Source organism: Granulicella aggregans, assembly GCF_014203275.1.
Taxonomy (GTDB): domain Bacteria; phylum Acidobacteriota; class Terriglobia; order Terriglobales; family Acidobacteriaceae; genus Edaphobacter.
On the sequence record NZ_JACHIP010000001.1, the window covers coordinates 543941 to 558654 of the forward strand.

Annotated in this window: 15 protein-coding genes; 7 read left to right on the forward strand and 8 right to left on the reverse strand. The window is 61.1% G+C overall.

Annotated features, from left to right (window positions below; genetic code table 11):
• Positions 1-64: 64 nt before the first annotated feature.
• Positions 65-1030: a polysaccharide deacetylase family protein gene (locus tag HDF16_RS02225; RefSeq protein ID WP_221312429.1), complete on the reverse strand. Its 966-nt coding sequence runs from the start codon at positions 1028-1030 to the stop codon at positions 65-67.
• Positions 1031-1104: 74 nt separating this feature from the next.
• Between HDF16_RS02225 and HDF16_RS02230 the strand changes: the two genes are divergently transcribed.
• A complete protein-coding gene (locus tag HDF16_RS02230; protein WP_184213528.1) occupies positions 1105-1647 on the forward strand; it encodes a nuclear transport factor 2 family protein in 543 nt (180 codons plus the stop codon).
• 6 nt (positions 1648-1653) lie between these two features.
• Here the strand turns inward: HDF16_RS02230 and HDF16_RS02235 are convergent, their stop codons facing one another.
• The 4 genes from HDF16_RS02235 to HDF16_RS02250 form a co-directional block, all read right to left on the reverse strand.
• Positions 1654-2130 carry a GNAT family N-acetyltransferase gene (locus HDF16_RS02235; protein WP_184213529.1) on the reverse strand — a complete coding sequence of 159 codons (477 nt, stop codon included), beginning with the start codon at positions 2128-2130 and terminating at the stop codon, positions 1654-1656.
• Between the two features lie 55 nt (positions 2131-2185).
• Positions 2186-3049 (reverse strand): SDR family NAD(P)-dependent oxidoreductase, encoded by an 864-nt coding sequence (locus HDF16_RS02240; RefSeq protein WP_184213530.1) that lies wholly within the window; start codon positions 3047-3049, stop codon positions 2186-2188.
• 80 nt (positions 3050-3129) lie between these two features.
• Positions 3130-3699 carry a TetR/AcrR family transcriptional regulator gene (locus HDF16_RS02245; protein WP_184213531.1) on the reverse strand — a complete coding sequence of 190 codons (570 nt, stop codon included), beginning with the start codon at positions 3697-3699 and terminating at the stop codon, positions 3130-3132.
• A gap of 263 nt (positions 3700-3962) precedes the next feature.
• Positions 3963-4943, reverse strand: coding sequence for a 3'-5' exoribonuclease YhaM family protein (locus tag HDF16_RS02250; RefSeq protein ID WP_184213532.1), 981 nt, complete (start codon positions 4941-4943; stop codon positions 3963-3965).
• A 124-nt stretch (positions 4944-5067) separates the two neighbouring features.
• On the opposite strand from HDF16_RS02250, the gene HDF16_RS02255 reads away from it, so the two are divergent.
• The 3 genes from HDF16_RS02255 (at position 5068) to HDF16_RS02265 (ending at position 8916) form a co-directional block, all read left to right on the forward strand.
• Entirely contained in the window at positions 5068-5922 is an 855-nt protein-coding gene (locus HDF16_RS02255; RefSeq protein WP_184213533.1) for a hypothetical protein, read from the forward strand.
• A gap of 295 nt (positions 5923-6217) precedes the next feature.
• Complete coding sequence (locus HDF16_RS02260) at positions 6218-7393, forward strand: lipase family alpha/beta hydrolase (protein WP_184213534.1); 1176 nt, start codon at positions 6218-6220, stop codon at positions 7391-7393.
• Positions 7394-7638: 245 nt separating this feature from the next.
• Complete coding sequence (locus tag HDF16_RS02265) at positions 7639-8916, forward strand: PQQ-dependent sugar dehydrogenase (RefSeq protein ID WP_184213535.1); 1278 nt, start codon at positions 7639-7641, stop codon at positions 8914-8916.
• A gap of 79 nt (positions 8917-8995) precedes the next feature.
• On the opposite strand, the gene HDF16_RS02270 is transcribed toward HDF16_RS02265, so the two are convergent.
• From HDF16_RS02270 to HDF16_RS02280, 3 genes are all read right to left on the reverse strand, one after another.
• Complete coding sequence (locus HDF16_RS02270) at positions 8996-9382, reverse strand: DUF3224 domain-containing protein (RefSeq protein ID WP_184213536.1); 387 nt, start codon at positions 9380-9382, stop codon at positions 8996-8998.
• Positions 9383-9502: 120 nt separating this feature from the next.
• On the reverse strand, positions 9503-11185 hold the full coding sequence (locus HDF16_RS02275) for a M56 family metallopeptidase (protein ID WP_184213537.1): 1683 nt from the start codon (positions 11183-11185) through the stop codon (positions 9503-9505).
• On the reverse strand, positions 11182-11553 hold the full coding sequence (locus HDF16_RS02280; RefSeq protein ID WP_184213538.1) for a BlaI/MecI/CopY family transcriptional regulator: 372 nt from the start codon (positions 11551-11553) through the stop codon (positions 11182-11184). The genes HDF16_RS02275 and HDF16_RS02280 overlap by 4 nt, the downstream gene beginning before the upstream one ends.
• 296 nt (positions 11554-11849) lie before the next feature.
• Here HDF16_RS02280 and HDF16_RS02285 point away from each other — a divergent pair, with 296 nt between their 5' ends.
• The 3 genes from HDF16_RS02285 to HDF16_RS02295 are packed head-to-tail and all read left to right on the forward strand — an operon-like array spanning position 11850 to position 14663.
• A complete protein-coding gene (locus HDF16_RS02285; protein WP_184213539.1) occupies positions 11850-12104 on the forward strand; it encodes a hypothetical protein in 255 nt (84 codons plus the stop codon).
• Positions 12088-13488, forward strand: a complete 1401-nt coding sequence (locus HDF16_RS02290; RefSeq protein WP_184213540.1) for a DUF2252 domain-containing protein — start codon at positions 12088-12090, stop codon at positions 13486-13488. Before HDF16_RS02285 ends, HDF16_RS02290 begins: the two co-directional genes overlap by 17 nt.
• Positions 13485-14663, forward strand: a complete 1179-nt coding sequence (locus tag HDF16_RS02295) for a glycosyltransferase family 4 protein (protein ID WP_184213541.1) — start codon at positions 13485-13487, stop codon at positions 14661-14663. Before HDF16_RS02290 ends, HDF16_RS02295 begins: the two co-directional genes overlap by 4 nt.
• Positions 14664-14714: the final 51 nt, after the last annotated feature.

The window sequence follows — 14714 nt, forward strand, 5'->3', positions numbered from 1 at the left end:
GCCTTGGCATTTCAACGAGCGAAGAGAGCGGGCTTTAGCCCTTGGGGTAAGTCTTCGGTCGCCATCAAGGCTTGCCCGGCACACCCGTCGCATCCCCATTCGCATACTTCTCAACCCACTCCTCCGGCTCCTCTTCTTTTATCCAGAGCTGCCCAAGCTTTTTCTCCTGCGCCCACCGATATCCCCACATCGGGCCATACTTCGTGACGTAGGTATCCGGAATCGCATAAGCAGGATCGCTCTGCGCCTCAGAGAGCGATACAAACTTATAGCCACGCTTGCGGAATAGTTCGAGCACATCCCGAACGCTGTCCGCGTTCAGCAGACTATCGTGCAACAACATCACCTCAGGCGGCTCATAGCCAAGCACGCGACGGTTCAACGCTGCATAGAAATCAATCTTCGTCGCGCTATAAGCAAGATACTCACGCCGAATCTTCTCGGCCGTCGCCATATCGTTCTTCCCTACGGCCACGGCATACGCTCCAGCAAATACGTAGTCCGAATTATCAATCGTGCAGGCCGCTACCTGGTGGCCGTAGTTGCTCACTTTCAAAAACTCCGCGACGGAGTCGTGCTTGGCCTGCGTGTCTCCCGTGCTGTTGTAGGGAAAACGAAAGAATCTGACCTTTTTCCCCTTCGCAGCGAGAAGAGGATAGAGGTACGAGTCAGCACGGGCGATCTCCGTCTCCATCTCCTCCGCCGAAATTTCGGAAAAGTTTGGATGTGAATAGCTATGACTTCCGAGATCGAAACCAGCGTCCAGCCAGAGATCCAGCGCCTCATGTCCCGACTTGCCAGCCTCCTCCGCGGTCCGCGTAATGACAAAACCTGTCACGGGAGCACCCGCCTTCACCAATCCCGCCACAAGCTTCCGATTCGTCTCCACAAGAACGCCGTGCCGGGGCGTCCCATCCGCGTTCATCGGCGCACAGTTGGCGCATGGAAGATCGTCCACCGTTATCGCAACCGAACGCATCTGTCCCTGCGCCGCGACAACCCCAGCAAGAAGCCAACATCCAACGAGCACCCGCATCCTGCCATTGTAGGCGGCAGCATTCGCAACGTGGGAAGCAGCCACCGCCGCGCGGACAGGCCAAAAGATTGACGCGACCCAACACCTATGAAACTCTTCTCCAGAATCAGCCCGCACCATCCTTGAAGGAGCACCCCATCAAAAAGACCATCCTCATCCTGCTCTCGCTGATCCTCATCCCCGCCACCTCCTTCGCCGCCACCCCCGCCGAACTCACCAAGCCCGTCCACCAGTTCATCGACGGCTTCAACACCGGCGACACCAAGTCCGCCTTCGCCGCCTACGCGCCCGGCGTCATCACCATCGTCGACGAGTTCGCCCCGCACCGCTGGTCCGGCCCCCACGCCGTCCAAGACTGGGCCGCCGACTACGACAAGCACGCCACCGCCACCGGCGTCACCGAAGGCAAGGTCACCGCCGGCGACCCCTCCCGTATCGAGGTCGAAGGCACACTCGCCTACGTCATCATGCCCACCGTCTACTACTACAAGGAACACGGCCAGCCACTCCAAGAGGAGGGCCAGATCACCGTAGTCCTCCACCTCGAACCAACCGGCTGGAAGATGCAGGGCTGGACCTGGTCCGGCGTAAAACCCCATCCCGCGAAGTAGCGGCCCTTACAAAACCTTCGCAAAGTACCGAACCGTCTTGGCTCCGCCGTGAATCGTGTTCTGCCCGACCGCCTCAAAGCCCATTGCTGCATGAAACGCATCGGACGCAGCATTCGGCGGATCAAGATTCACCTCGCAGACGACACGCTCCTGCCCCGAATCCTTCGCGAAGAAGAACAGATCCTCATAGAGCGCTCTGGCGATGCCCCTCCCACGCGCGGCATCGGCCACAATCACGCGATCGATATACACAAACCTCTCGTATGCCGCCTTGAACCACGCAAAGTTCGGATTCTCATACCCTGCTTCCTGGTCGAGCGCGATCAAGAGCGCAGTCGCGCCTCCATCCACGCCACGCGCATAACAAGCCATATCAAGAAGCGCCTTCAGCCTCGACGCATCAAGCTCCGAAGTCTCCATCGCATGTTCGTTGTTCAGCGCCAGAATCGGACCAAAATCCAGCCCGTGCAGATCCTGAATCATCTTCTACTACCTCCTCCAGCAATGGAGCCGGACGCCCAGCGCCCGGCTCCATTCTCTATTGATTGTGCAGGCCCTCAAACTTTCGAGCATCCGGAAAGACCGTCGACAGCGTCAACTCCCGAAACTTCGCCGCCTCTTCCGCGCGCGCGGTTTCGGCACCCTTCACCCAGGTCTCAGCATCGCTGCCCAGGATCAACCGCTTCGGAACATCCTCCGAACTCGCCAGCTTCACCACAACCTCGGCAATCTTCTTCGGATCACCCTCCGTATGGTCGCGAACCTCCGCCAACAGCTTATAAATCGCGCCCACCGAAGGCTCATACTCCGGCAGCAGCTCCGGCGACCTCTCGCCTGCCCTCTGCGCCCAGTTCGTGCGGATGCCGCCCGGCTCCAACGTGCATACCTTCACGCCGAACGGCGCGACCTCCATCGCTACTGAGTCACTGAAACCCCCGACAGCCCATTTCGCCGCGTGATACGGCGAGTTTCCCGGCATCCCAAGCCGACCGCCGATCGACGACACCTGGAAGATATGTCCGCTCTTCTGCTTACGCATCACCGGCACCGCCGCACGCGTCGTGTACACCACGCCGAACAAGCATGTCTCCACCACGTCGCGAAACTCCTCCGACGTCATCTGTTCAAACGGAGCCATGTGGCCATAGCCAGCATTGTTCACCAGCACATCCAGGCGGCCATACGTGTCCACAGCCGCCTGCACCGCAGCCTTCGCGGCATCTTCCTCACGCACATCGAGCTTCACCGGCTTGATGCGCTCGCCGTACTGCTTTACCAGCGGGTCCAACTCTTCCAGCCGCCGCGCGCCCGCAACCACACTGTCTCCCGCCGCCAGCGCAGCCTCCGCGATATCGCGTCCCAACCCATTTCCACTTCCCGTAATCAACCAGACCTTAGCCATTGTTTGGCCCCCTGAAGATCAGATTCATAAATGAGCGAGTGGTTGCTCATTTATTCAGGCAGAACATTCAGGGCTAAAAATCACTTTGCCATCCGCCAAAAGGCGTCGAACCCCTTTTCGACGAGGACCGCCTTCTGCCGCGGCTTCCTGGCGACCGTGTCGATCACGGCATCCTGCATCGCACCCATCGCCGACGCGGCAAACCCCGGCGGCAGATCCTTGAAGACGCCGCGAGCCGCAATCTCGCCCAACGTCTCTTCCACCGCCCCGCGTTGTTGCGACCCGATCCGTTCCCTCGTCGCGACGGTAACCACATCCGAAACGCCCAACTGCACGGACGCCTTGCGCTCCTCCGGCCTCTCGATAGACCAGTTCAAAGACTCCGTCCACACATGTCGAGCGCGTACTTGCAGCGTTGCCTTGTAAGGAAATTCAGCGTTGATCCGTCGGTATACCTCGCCTTTCAGTTCGAGGTAGAGCTCATTGAACAATTCGTCTTTGCTGGCGAAGTAAGTGAACAGCGTCCCTTCAGCGACATCCGCACCCTTCGCGATCTTTGCCGTCGAAGCACCCAGTCCCGACGCCGCAATCTCTCGCGCCGCCGCCTGCAGAATCGCCTGCCGCTTCTCCGGACTCTTAGCCCTAGCCATATCCCGATGCTATCCCAGCCGTCACCCTGTACTCACTTCTGTGCCCCATTCATCGCGGCGTCCGGGGTCCCCGGCGAACGTTCTTTGTTCCCCGGGGTGGCAGAGCGATGAGTGGGTCTCGCCACAGCTCTCCGCTTCAAAGAAAAGTGATCTCGACCGAAGCGAAGCGCAGTGGAGAGACCCCCGCATTTCTTCCCCCACCTCAGCACTGGGTGCCCCATCCATGGCTCGCCTTCGGCCATGGGTGGGTCGGCCACAGCCCCTTACTCGTCCGCCAAAAACGCCTTCGAATTTAGCAGCGGCCGATCCATACTCCTCACCCACTCCGTCATCCCCGAGCCGCTCTTACCATTCGCCAGCTCCTTCGCGAACTCCGCGCGCATGTTCTGCATCTTCGCCTCAAGGTCATCGAGCGCGCTCAGCAGAATCGCCTCAGGCGTCATCGGCAGCTTGGGCGATCCAAACTCATACTTCCCATGGTGGCTCAGGATCATGTGCTCCACCAACACCCGCAGCTTCGCCGGAAACGGCTCAAGCCCAATCAGCTTCTCCCGTAGCATCCCCTGCGCAATCGAAATGTGCCCGATCATCTGTCCTTCAAGCGTGTAGGAGAAACTGCTCTTCCACGCCAGCTCCTTGATCTTCCCAATGTCATGCAGAATCGCCCCCGTCACCAGCAGTTCTCCATCCACCTCGGGATAAAACGGGACTGTAGCGCGGCACACGCGAACCAGCGTCAACACATGCTCCAGCAACCCACCCAGCCACGCATGATGCAGCGACTTCGCCGCCGGAGCCACGCGATACGCCCCACCAATCTCCTCATCGTCGAGAAACGCAAACACCAGCCGCTTCAAATCCTCATTCGCGAACGCCGAGACATACCCACGCAGCTCCGCCCACATCTCGTCCACGTCATACCGCGTCGAAGGCTGATAATCCCCCGCATCGATCTCCGACTCCGCCGCAAACCGCATCTTGCTCAGCGTGATCTGGTACTTCCCCTGGTACTTCGAGATCTGCCCCTGCACCTTCACATAGCAGCCCTCGGCGCAGCTAGCCAGCGAGTCGGCAAACTCGTCCCACATCCGCGCTTCCATCGTGCCGGTCTTGTCGGCCAGCATCAGCGCCAGAAACTGCCCACCCTGCTTCTTCTCTCTCACCTGCAGCGACGACAGCACAAAGTAGCTCGTCACCGACTCGTTATCGAACTTCGCCGCATCCGCAATAAAAAAATCTTTCATAGATAGACAGGATAGTACGTTCGCAAATGTTCGTTGACACCCTCGGAGTAAGGTGCTCTGATTGGATCAGTAGAGGTAGACGGAAGTTTGCCTCCAGTAGTGAAGGCGTGCCCAGAGGTTTTTTATGTCTCTTATTTATGATGGGAAAGTTGCAGGTGTGGCTGGCAGTGTCGCCAAGCTGCCGATTCGTTCAATTGCAAAACCCATAGCTCCGCAATCCGCGAAGGATTTACTCGTCGGCGCGCTCGCTGTTGCGACAGGCCACCAGCAAGCATCCGATATGCTTCAGAATGCGGCCCTCTCTCTAGTTGGAAGCACGCTCGAAATCCAGACCGAGCTTTCAGCGGCTATGCTCCGTCTACTATTCAATGCCCAAGCCATGCAATTAATGCAGTCTGCACTCAAAGAGAGGGGTGGGGGCAATATAACCATCAAGCTCTTACCTGCGATAGCCGACAAAGTAGAGTCGGAAGCTGCAAAAGTAGCAACGCCTTCTCCCGCCCTACTAAGACTTGCAGAGAGTGCGGCCAGACTAAACAAGGTCAGCGACCAACTCACCACCCAAATAGAACAGATTGACGCCGCTCTCAAGCGACTAAACCTTGGCGTTGCTACGTGGGTCACGATTTCTGAAATTGAAGACGAGGATGGCAATTGGTCGCGGGAACAACTAGGCTACGTAAGAATTGGAAGCAGATGGGGTGTAGCCCTGCGGTCTTCCTCCGGGATGCGGGGCGATCCCGGCGAGCCAGATGAAACATTTTCCGCATTCGCGGATGCTCCGCGCCAACTGAGAATCCGGGCTGTCGAACACATCCCCAAATTGCTTGATCAACTCTCAGGGGAGGCTGAGGCGATGATTGCGAAGCTATCACCAAAGGTTGATGAGATTAGTGAGCTGACTCTTGCCTTCCAATCATTCAACCTGCAAGCTGCTTCAGCTCCGATTGCGAAAACGGCACCGGCGGTGAAGAAATGATGGCCTTCATTTCTTCACTTTCCATATGGCTCGGGATGAAATCCTCTATCGAAAGACTGACGTGGTTCTCTCTTATTCTGTATGCCCTGCGTCACAAGGAAAATGTCGCTGCGAAGTTCGGGCACGGAACATTCGAGATTGTCGCAACGGGAAAAGGTTTGAGGAAGGTGCCGTAGGACTAGGTACCAACGTCGACACGTGAGTGGGTGCCGGGTGCCCCATATCTGGCGGTCTCATTGCCAGATATGGGAATGCGACCAAACACACCTCGCTGTATCCTTAACCCACCACCCCAATGAACCGACACCGCCGCTCCATCACCGCACGCTCACTCGCTCTCATCCTCGTCTTCCTTGCAAGCGCCATCGTCGCGCTCGCCCAATCCCCTCCGCCACCGCCCCCCGGCCAGCCTCATCCCCGAGTCATCGTCTTTGTCCACGGCATCCACGGCGACCGCAACAGCTTCCGCGCCGCCAACGGCACGTTCTGGCCCGACCTCATCCGCTCCGACCCCCGCTTCGCCTACTCCGACGTCGAGGTTGCCGAGTACCCCTCCCCGGCCTCGAACGGCAAGATGTCCAGCGTCCAACTCGCCGACCTCCTCTGGAGCAACCTTCAGAAAGACCACGTCTGGGACCATCGCGAGGTCGTCTTCCTCGCCCACAGCCTCGGCGGCATCCTCGTCGAAGAGATGCTGCTTCGTCACCCCGCCGACGCCGCAAAGGTCCGCTTCATCGTCTCCTACGGCACCCCGCACGAGGGGTCTACCGTCGCGCGAATCGCCTCCCTCTACGACAAAGACCCGCTGCTCAACGACCTCAGCGACGCCAGCAGCAACAACTTCCTCACCCAGCTCGAACACAACTGGCGCAGCCACGACACCGTCAACACCATCCACCGCTTCTGCGCCTATGAAGCGCAAGACACCGTCGACGACGAGGGCTTCATCCGCTTCTTCAAGCCCCACACCCGCGTCGTCAGCTACTTCAGCGCCACCTACGGCTGCGACGTCACCACCCCACCCCAGGAGATCCCCGCCGACCACATCACCATGGTCCGCCCCATCAACCGCGCCACCGCCGCCTACGACTTCTTCCGCCGCGTCTACCGCGACAACCCCGTCCTCGACGAGCAGGTCGTCCCCCGCGACATCATCGTCGGCGGCCTGACCGCCACCTGCACCCAGGCCAGCCAGAGCCCCGACCTCCAGGTCCCCGTCGCCCTCGACCCCACCCTCCACGAGCGTGTCGTCTCGGCAACCGCGACGCTGATCGACACCGTCGACGTCCACGACATCAGCCCCAGCCCGCCCGTCGTCACCCACATCGACCCCAACGGCCTCGCCCACATCAACTACAGCTTCAAAGGCCCCAGCAAGAAGCTCCTCGTCTGCCTCGGCACCGGCCGTGCCTCGCTCAAGGTCTCCTTCTCCATCGACCGCCAGGTCCCCCTCCGCGAACCCCAAAACTAACCCTTAGCCTTTGCCTCTTGGTTTGTCATTCACGCAGAAAATCCTCGTCTGCCCTTCACTCCGGCAAAATGCCCGGGTGCCCCATCCATGCGGTCTCATCGCATAGGTGGGACGTACCCCCCTCACCCCGTCCTCAACCCAGCAATTCGTCGCACCACGACGCCACCACCCACGCATTGCTAAAATCTCCCGTCAGCAAAAACCCGCACTTCATCACCCTCAATCGCTGTCGTAAAAGGAAGTTCATGCTCAAGCACCTGATCCTCTGCCTCTCAGCAACTGCCCTCGCCGGAACCGCCCTCGCACAGGAACCTACCGCGAAGCCACCAGATCCAACCCGCCCCGGCTTCACCGACTTCTCCTCCCCCAAGCCCGACCTCAACCCCGGCCAGCCCATCGACCACCGCTCCACAGAATTGAAGGGCGACAAGCCCGCATTTCCCGGCCAGACCCGCGCGCCCTACGTCCAGACCGCCGCTCCCAAGGTCACCCTCATCACCGACCAGCTCCACAGCCCCTGGGGCCTCGGCTTCCTTCCCGACGGCAAGATGATCGTCACCGAGAAGGAAGGCAAGATCCGCATCGTCTCACAGGATGGCGCCCTATCCGCTCCGCTCAGCGGCGTCCCTGAAGTCCTGATGATCAAGCAGCTCGGCCTCCTCGACATCGAACTCGATCCCAAGTTCGCATCGAACCACACGATCTACTTCACCTTCAACGAGGCCGAAGACCACGACACCAGCGCCATCGTCGTAGGCAAAGCGAAGCTCGACGAAGCCAAGCTCGCCCTCACCGACGTCAACGTCATCTTCCGCGCCAAGCCCGCCCTGCCGCGCGACCACGCCGTCAACGCCGGCAGCCGCATCACCATCGATCGCCAGGGCGATCTCTTCGTCAGCATCGGCGACCGCTCCCAGTCCCCACCATGGGACTACGCACAGAAGCTCGACAACGATCTCGGCAAGATGATCCACATCACCCCCGCAGGCAAGCCCGCGCCGAACAATCCGTACCTGCATACACCGGGCGTGCTTCCGGAGATCTGGTCGCGAGGCCACCGCACCCCGCAGGGCCTCACCATCAACCCCGCCACCGGCGAGCTATGGGAGGTCGAGCACGGCCCCCGTGGCGGCGACGAGATCAACCAGCCCCAGGCCGGCAAGAACTACGGCTGGCCCGTCATCGTCCACGGCATCGACTACCCCGGCGACATCATCGGCGCCGGCATCACCGAGCACGCCGGCATGGAGCAGCCCCTCTACTACTGGGACCCCGTCATCGCCCCATCCGGTCTGCTCTTCTACACCGGCGACAAGTTCCCGCAGTGGAAGAACAACCTCTTCGTAGGCGGCCTGCGTTCGGAGATGGTCGATCGCATCGTCCTGGACGGAACCAAAGTCGTCTCCGAAGAGCCGCTGCTCCTCGATCAGCACAGCCGCATCCGCGACGTGAGACAAGGCCCGGAAGGCTTCATCTACGTCCTCGGCGACAACGGCAAGCTCTTCCGCCTAACCCCGCAGTAGCGAAGAAACGGGTGCCCCATCCATGGCTCGCCTTTGGCCATGGGTGGGACATTCGCGCGAAGCACGAACCGCCCTCCCCTCACCCCGGCAACTCATACTCCAGATCAAACGAATGCTTCCCCTCCGCGATCGTGATCACGAACGTCCCGGAGATCCCCTTCAACTCCCCGGTCCCCGATCCCGGAACCACCACCACCTTCATCTCCATCCCCGCCGCACTCATCGTAGCCATCTGCTGCAGCGCAAAGCTCCCATGCTTCCCGCCAAGCGTCCCGGTCACCACTTCAATCGCCACGTACCCTGCCGCACCAGCCTTCGGATCACCGCCCGAAAACATCTCACCCTTGGTCGTCGCCTCAAGGTCACCATGGATCTCCTTGTCGATCGAGAACCGCCCCAACCCCTCCGCCGGTGCTGGAGTAAGCGGCACAATCTTCACCGTAAACGTCCCTCGCGCATGATGCATTGCACTCTCCTTCACCTGTGCGGCCACTCCAATCGGCAACATCGCACAGGCCACCAAAAATAAAATAAGGCTCCGCATGGAGCCTTATCCTACATCACCCAAACCTGCGGTCTTGTGCGATCAGTAGATGCGAAAGTCCACCTGGACCTGGACCTTCGCCTCCACCGGCTTGCCATCCGCAAGCGCCGGCTCAAAACGATATTGCCGCACCGCCTTTTGAGCACTCTCGTCGAAATCATCACGGAGGCTATCCACAATATGCGTCTCTTTCACCGCGCCATCCGAGCCCACGGTCACTCCGACAACGACCGTACCATTCACCTTGTCGACCCTTCCCTGCGCTGGATACTCAGGGTCCACTTGCCCAATGATCTTCGGCAGATGGTTCGGTGTTCCTTGAGCTGAAGCCGTAACTTTTTGGATCAGCGGCTCTCCCTCGGAGTCATCCCCGAGAGAGTAAGTCACCGTCACTGTCGTATCCACCTCGACCGGCTCTCCGTTCAGCAGATACGGCTGCCACCGCCAGTCCTTCACCGCATCCAGAGCGCTCCGATCGTAGTCAGCACGCAGGCTCTTCTTCACACTGATCTGCTCCACCGCGCCGTCCTTGCCGATAGTCACCGCCAGCACCACCGGCCCATTGATCGTGTCCTTCTTCGCCTTTGCCTCCGCCGGATATACCGGCATTTTCTGACTCGTGTGCGTCAACTTCCCTTGGTCGACCTTCAGCGGATCAGCTCCGCCCGCAGCCGCAACCGCCTGCATCTCCGGCCCCACCTCAACCCTTAGCGCCAGCGCCGCAGCGCAAGTAGCCACCACCATCACCGCACACGCAGCAACCGTTCCTACCCGCTGCATGATCCGCATCTCCACAGGCTTCTTCGTCAGGTTCATAACTCTCCTCTCAAAGCTGTTGGCATCGAAGATCCCGATGGCGTGAAGTGTCTTCGCCGGACTTCCATCGGCGACCATAGCGGCCAGCCTCAGCAGCGATCGTGCATAGTTCTCATTCCCCGCGACCGCCTCTGCGGCCATCGCGTCGCAGACCATCTCGCGGCTCTCCGCCACCCGAGCCCGAGTCATCCACACCACCGGATGCCACGCCACGGCCACTGAAATTGCCTCGTACAGGAGGTTCTTCGCAAAGTCCCACCGCCGCACGTGGGCCAATTCGTGCGCCAGCACCGCCTCCAGATCACTCGATTCCACGCTCTCCAGAAACCCCACCGGCACCAACACCGCAGGCTGCGAGATTCCCACCGTCACCGGCCCCGACACCACTCCCGAAACCCTTAACTCCACTACCGGCGCTAACCCGCCGCACCTCCGCCAGGCCCGAGCCGCCTCGCCCTCCAACACCAAAGGCAACGCCCGCCTCCGCATGCTCTCCGTCCGCCACGCACCCCAAGCCAGTCGTGCCACAAAGTAAACCACCGTCGCCGCAAAGATCGAAGCCAGACCCACCAGTAAGAAACTCGGCAGTCGCAGCCCGTCTCCATTAACAGCGCCAGCTCCCACCACAAGTCCCACAGCGCCCTCATGAGCACCGGATCGCCTCGAGAACAGCGCAGTCATCCACTCCCACCCTGCCCTCAAATCCAAATGCGCTGCGGGCAGCAATGCCTCCAGCAACAGAGCCAGCACCCACACCCGGTGCTCTAACGCCGACCCGGTCCGTCGAGCCAACTTTGCCGCGATCCACGCCGCCGCAAATACCAGTGGTACCTGCCAAACCGCATTCGCGAGATACCCCAGCGCCACCCACTCGCCCTGCCGCAACAAGCCTATCAATGAGTCGATCATTTGCCGCCGCCTTCCGTCTCCAGCCGCCTGCTCAACTCCGCAATCTTCTTCGCATCGATCTGCCGGCTCTTGATCAGACTCATCACCAGCTCCTCGCTCGATCCGCCAAACATCCGGTCCACCAGGTCCCGCACCGCCGTCCCCAGCGCCTTCTCCTCGCTCACCGCCGAGCTATACGCAAAGGCTCGCCCCTCCAACTCGCGCTTCAACTTGCCCTTCCGCACCAGGATGTTCAGCACTGTCTGGACCGTCGTATAGGCCAGCTCCTGCTCCAGCCCCTCCTGCACATCCGCCACCAGGCTTGCGCCCCGCCGCCAGATCACCTGCATGATCTGCAGCTCTAGTTTGGTCAAAACCTCGTCACCCATCGCCCGCTCTCCTAACTGATTAGGACACTACGCCCGGCCATCTCGCCATGTCAACTAAAAATTTAGGACTCACCTCCCACCACTCCGTCATCCTGAGCGGAGCGCAGCGGAGTCGAAGGACCCGCCACACCACCCATACCTCCATAGCCTCCGTGCCTTTCAGCCACCGCTGCGGGTGCCCATCCATGCAGTCTTATCGCTAAGGTGGGACATTCGTGCGAAGCACGAACCGCCTTCATCACCAACCCTTACCCGCGAACCCTGTATCGTTCTTACAGGCAACACCCGGAGCTTCCTTGCCCTACATCTACATCGACAAGATCCTCAATGAGCTCCGCCCCGAACTCCTCTCGGCCATGCATGCCGCCGTCGATCGCGAGGTCCGCGCCGGTCAGAAGGTTGACGTCCAGCGCCTCTACCGCGCCTTCACCCGCGCCGCCGTAGGCCAGTGCGCTAATCCCGTCCGCGTCTCCGAGAAGTGCGTCGAAACCAACATGTCCCGCCCCAACAAGGGCGCCGGAAAATCAGGCAATCATGACCACGAAATCTAAGCCCGCTAAAGCGAACATTGAGGCACCCGCAGCCACCCCGGACTCCACTCCGATACCCGCACTCCCAGGCCACGCTACCTACCGGACCGTGCGCGAACGCATCGCCCTCGGCCAGGCCCGCCGCAAGCAGATGAAGCGCATCGCCCACGCCGCCTGGTCCGTTAAAGATCGCAAGCACGAACCCCTCGATCTCCTGAAGAAGTCCACTCGCGGTCGCGTCCCCAAACTCATCGCGTTGAAGAACGAGCGCATGGCCTGCTCGCCCTTCGCCTACTTTCGCGGAGCCGTCCCGGTCATGGCCTACGACCTATCACTCATCCCCAACACCGGACTGCTCACCCAGCTCTGCGGCGACGCTCACGTCCGCAATCTCGGAGCCTACGCCGGCCCGGACGGCCGCCTCGTCTTCGACATCAACGACTTCGACGAGACCCTCGTGGCCCCCTTCGAGTGGGACGTCAAGCGCATGGCCACCTCGCTCATCCTCGCCGGGCGCGAAGCTGCCGTCGCCAACCAGCACTGCCGCGAAGCCGCCACCGCCTTCCTCGCCCGCTACCGCCGCATGATGCAGCTCTTCTCCACCATGCCCGTGCTTGAGGTCGCCCGCTTCCAGGTCCATCGCCTTGGAGAAGTTGGCCCTGTCTCCGCCATCCTTCTCGCCGCCAAGCGCAGCACCCCCCTTACCAACCTCCTGAACCTCACCGAACCCATCCCCGCTCATCCCCGCCAGCGCATCTTCCGCCACAATCCGCCCGTCCTCGAACGGGTCACCGGCAAGGAAGCGGAGAAGGTCATCGCCTCGCTCACTCCCTACGCCGAGACCCTCCTTCCCGAGCGCCGCCGCTTCCTCGCCCAGTACCGTGTCGTCGACGTCGCCTTCAAGGTCGTCGGCACCGGCTCCGTAGGCCTCCGCGACTTCTGCGTCTACCTCGAAGGCAACGGCCGCAAAGATCCCCTCTTCATCCAGATCAAAGAAGAAGCCGTCTCCGCCTACGCACCCTACGTCACTCGAAACGCTCTCAAGACCTATCACCAGGGACGCCGGGTAGTAGAGGGCGAGCGCGCGATGCAGCTCCAGTCCGACCCCTTCTTAGGCTGGACCAAAATCGAAGGCCGCGACTACTTGGTCCGCCAACTCAACGACCACAAGGGTTCGCTCGACATGACCACCTTGAAGCCCGCCGGCCTCATGGAATATGCCTCTGTGTGTGGAGAACTCTTAGCGAGAGGCCACGCCCGGGGCGGCGACTGCGCTCTTCTCGCCGGCTACATCGGCAACTCCGAGCGCTTCGACGAAGCCATCCTCCAGTTCGCCTCCACCTACGCCGACCAGACCGAAAAGGACCACGCCCAGCTCGTAAAGTCCCTCAAGGCCAAAGCATGAAGGTAGTGCAGGCCGTCTTCGGTGTCTTCCACCACTTCGAGCTCGCCCACCAGCTCCGCCGCCGAGGCCACCTTCAACGCATCTACTCCACCTGGCCCTGGGCCCGCCTCAAGCGTGAAGGCCTACCCCACTCCATCGTCCGCACATTTCCTCCGTTCCACACCTCCGAGTACATCCTTGGCCGCACCGGCCACGCCCCTCCCGCGCTCCTCTCCAAACTCGCCGCCTGGAACGCCCTCACCTTCGACCGCTACACCCGCTTCCATCTCTCCCGTGACCCGCAGGGCTATCCCGATGCCTTCATCGCCATATCCGGTGCGGGCCTCCTCACCGGAGCCGAAGTTCAGCGCCACGGCGGGGTCTTTATCTGCGACCGCGGCTCCACCCACCAACGCTTCCAGGATCAAGTCGTTCACGCCGAGTACAAACGCTGGGGTCTCCCTCTGCCCCTCGCCAAGCCCCACATCCTCGTCCGCGAAGAGGCGATCTACGCCCAGGCCAACGCCATCACCGTCCCCTCGACCGTAGCCCGCCGATCCTTCATCCAGATGGGCGTCCCCGCCGAGAAAGTGCACGTCATCCCCTACGGCGTCCGCCTCGACAAGTTCACCCCTGCCCCTGAGCCTCCGTCACAAGAAGAGTTCCACCTGCTCTTCGCCGGCGGCGTCAGCCTCCGCAAAGGCATCCCGTACCTACTGCATGCCTTCGCCGCCCTGCGCCACCCGCATAAGCACCTCACCATAGTCGGCCATATCTCAGACGAGATCCGCCCCCTGCTCCCCCGTCTCCCTACAGAAGACGTCACCTTCACTGGCTCCCTTCCACAGCCCGAGCTAGCCAGCCTCATGGCCCGCAGCCACGCTCTCGTCCTGCCTTCCATCGAGGAGGGACTCGCTCTCGTCCAGGGTCAGGCCATGGCGTGCGGCTGCCCCGTCATCGCGACCCCCGCCACCGGCGCTGAAGACCTCTTCACCAACGGTATCGAAGGCTTCATTCTCCCGCGGACCGAAAATCCCACCCAGGCCCTCGCCGACCGCATGCAGCATCTGGCCGACGACCCCGCCCTCCAACTGGCAATGCGCTCCGCAGCCCTCGCACGAGTGCATCAACTAGGCGGTTGGGACCACTACGGCGACCTCTGGGAATCCCTCCTCCACACCCTCACTCACCTATAAATAAACTTCGACTCTGAGCGACGGCTTCGCCCTCCACGCTTCAATCCTGTC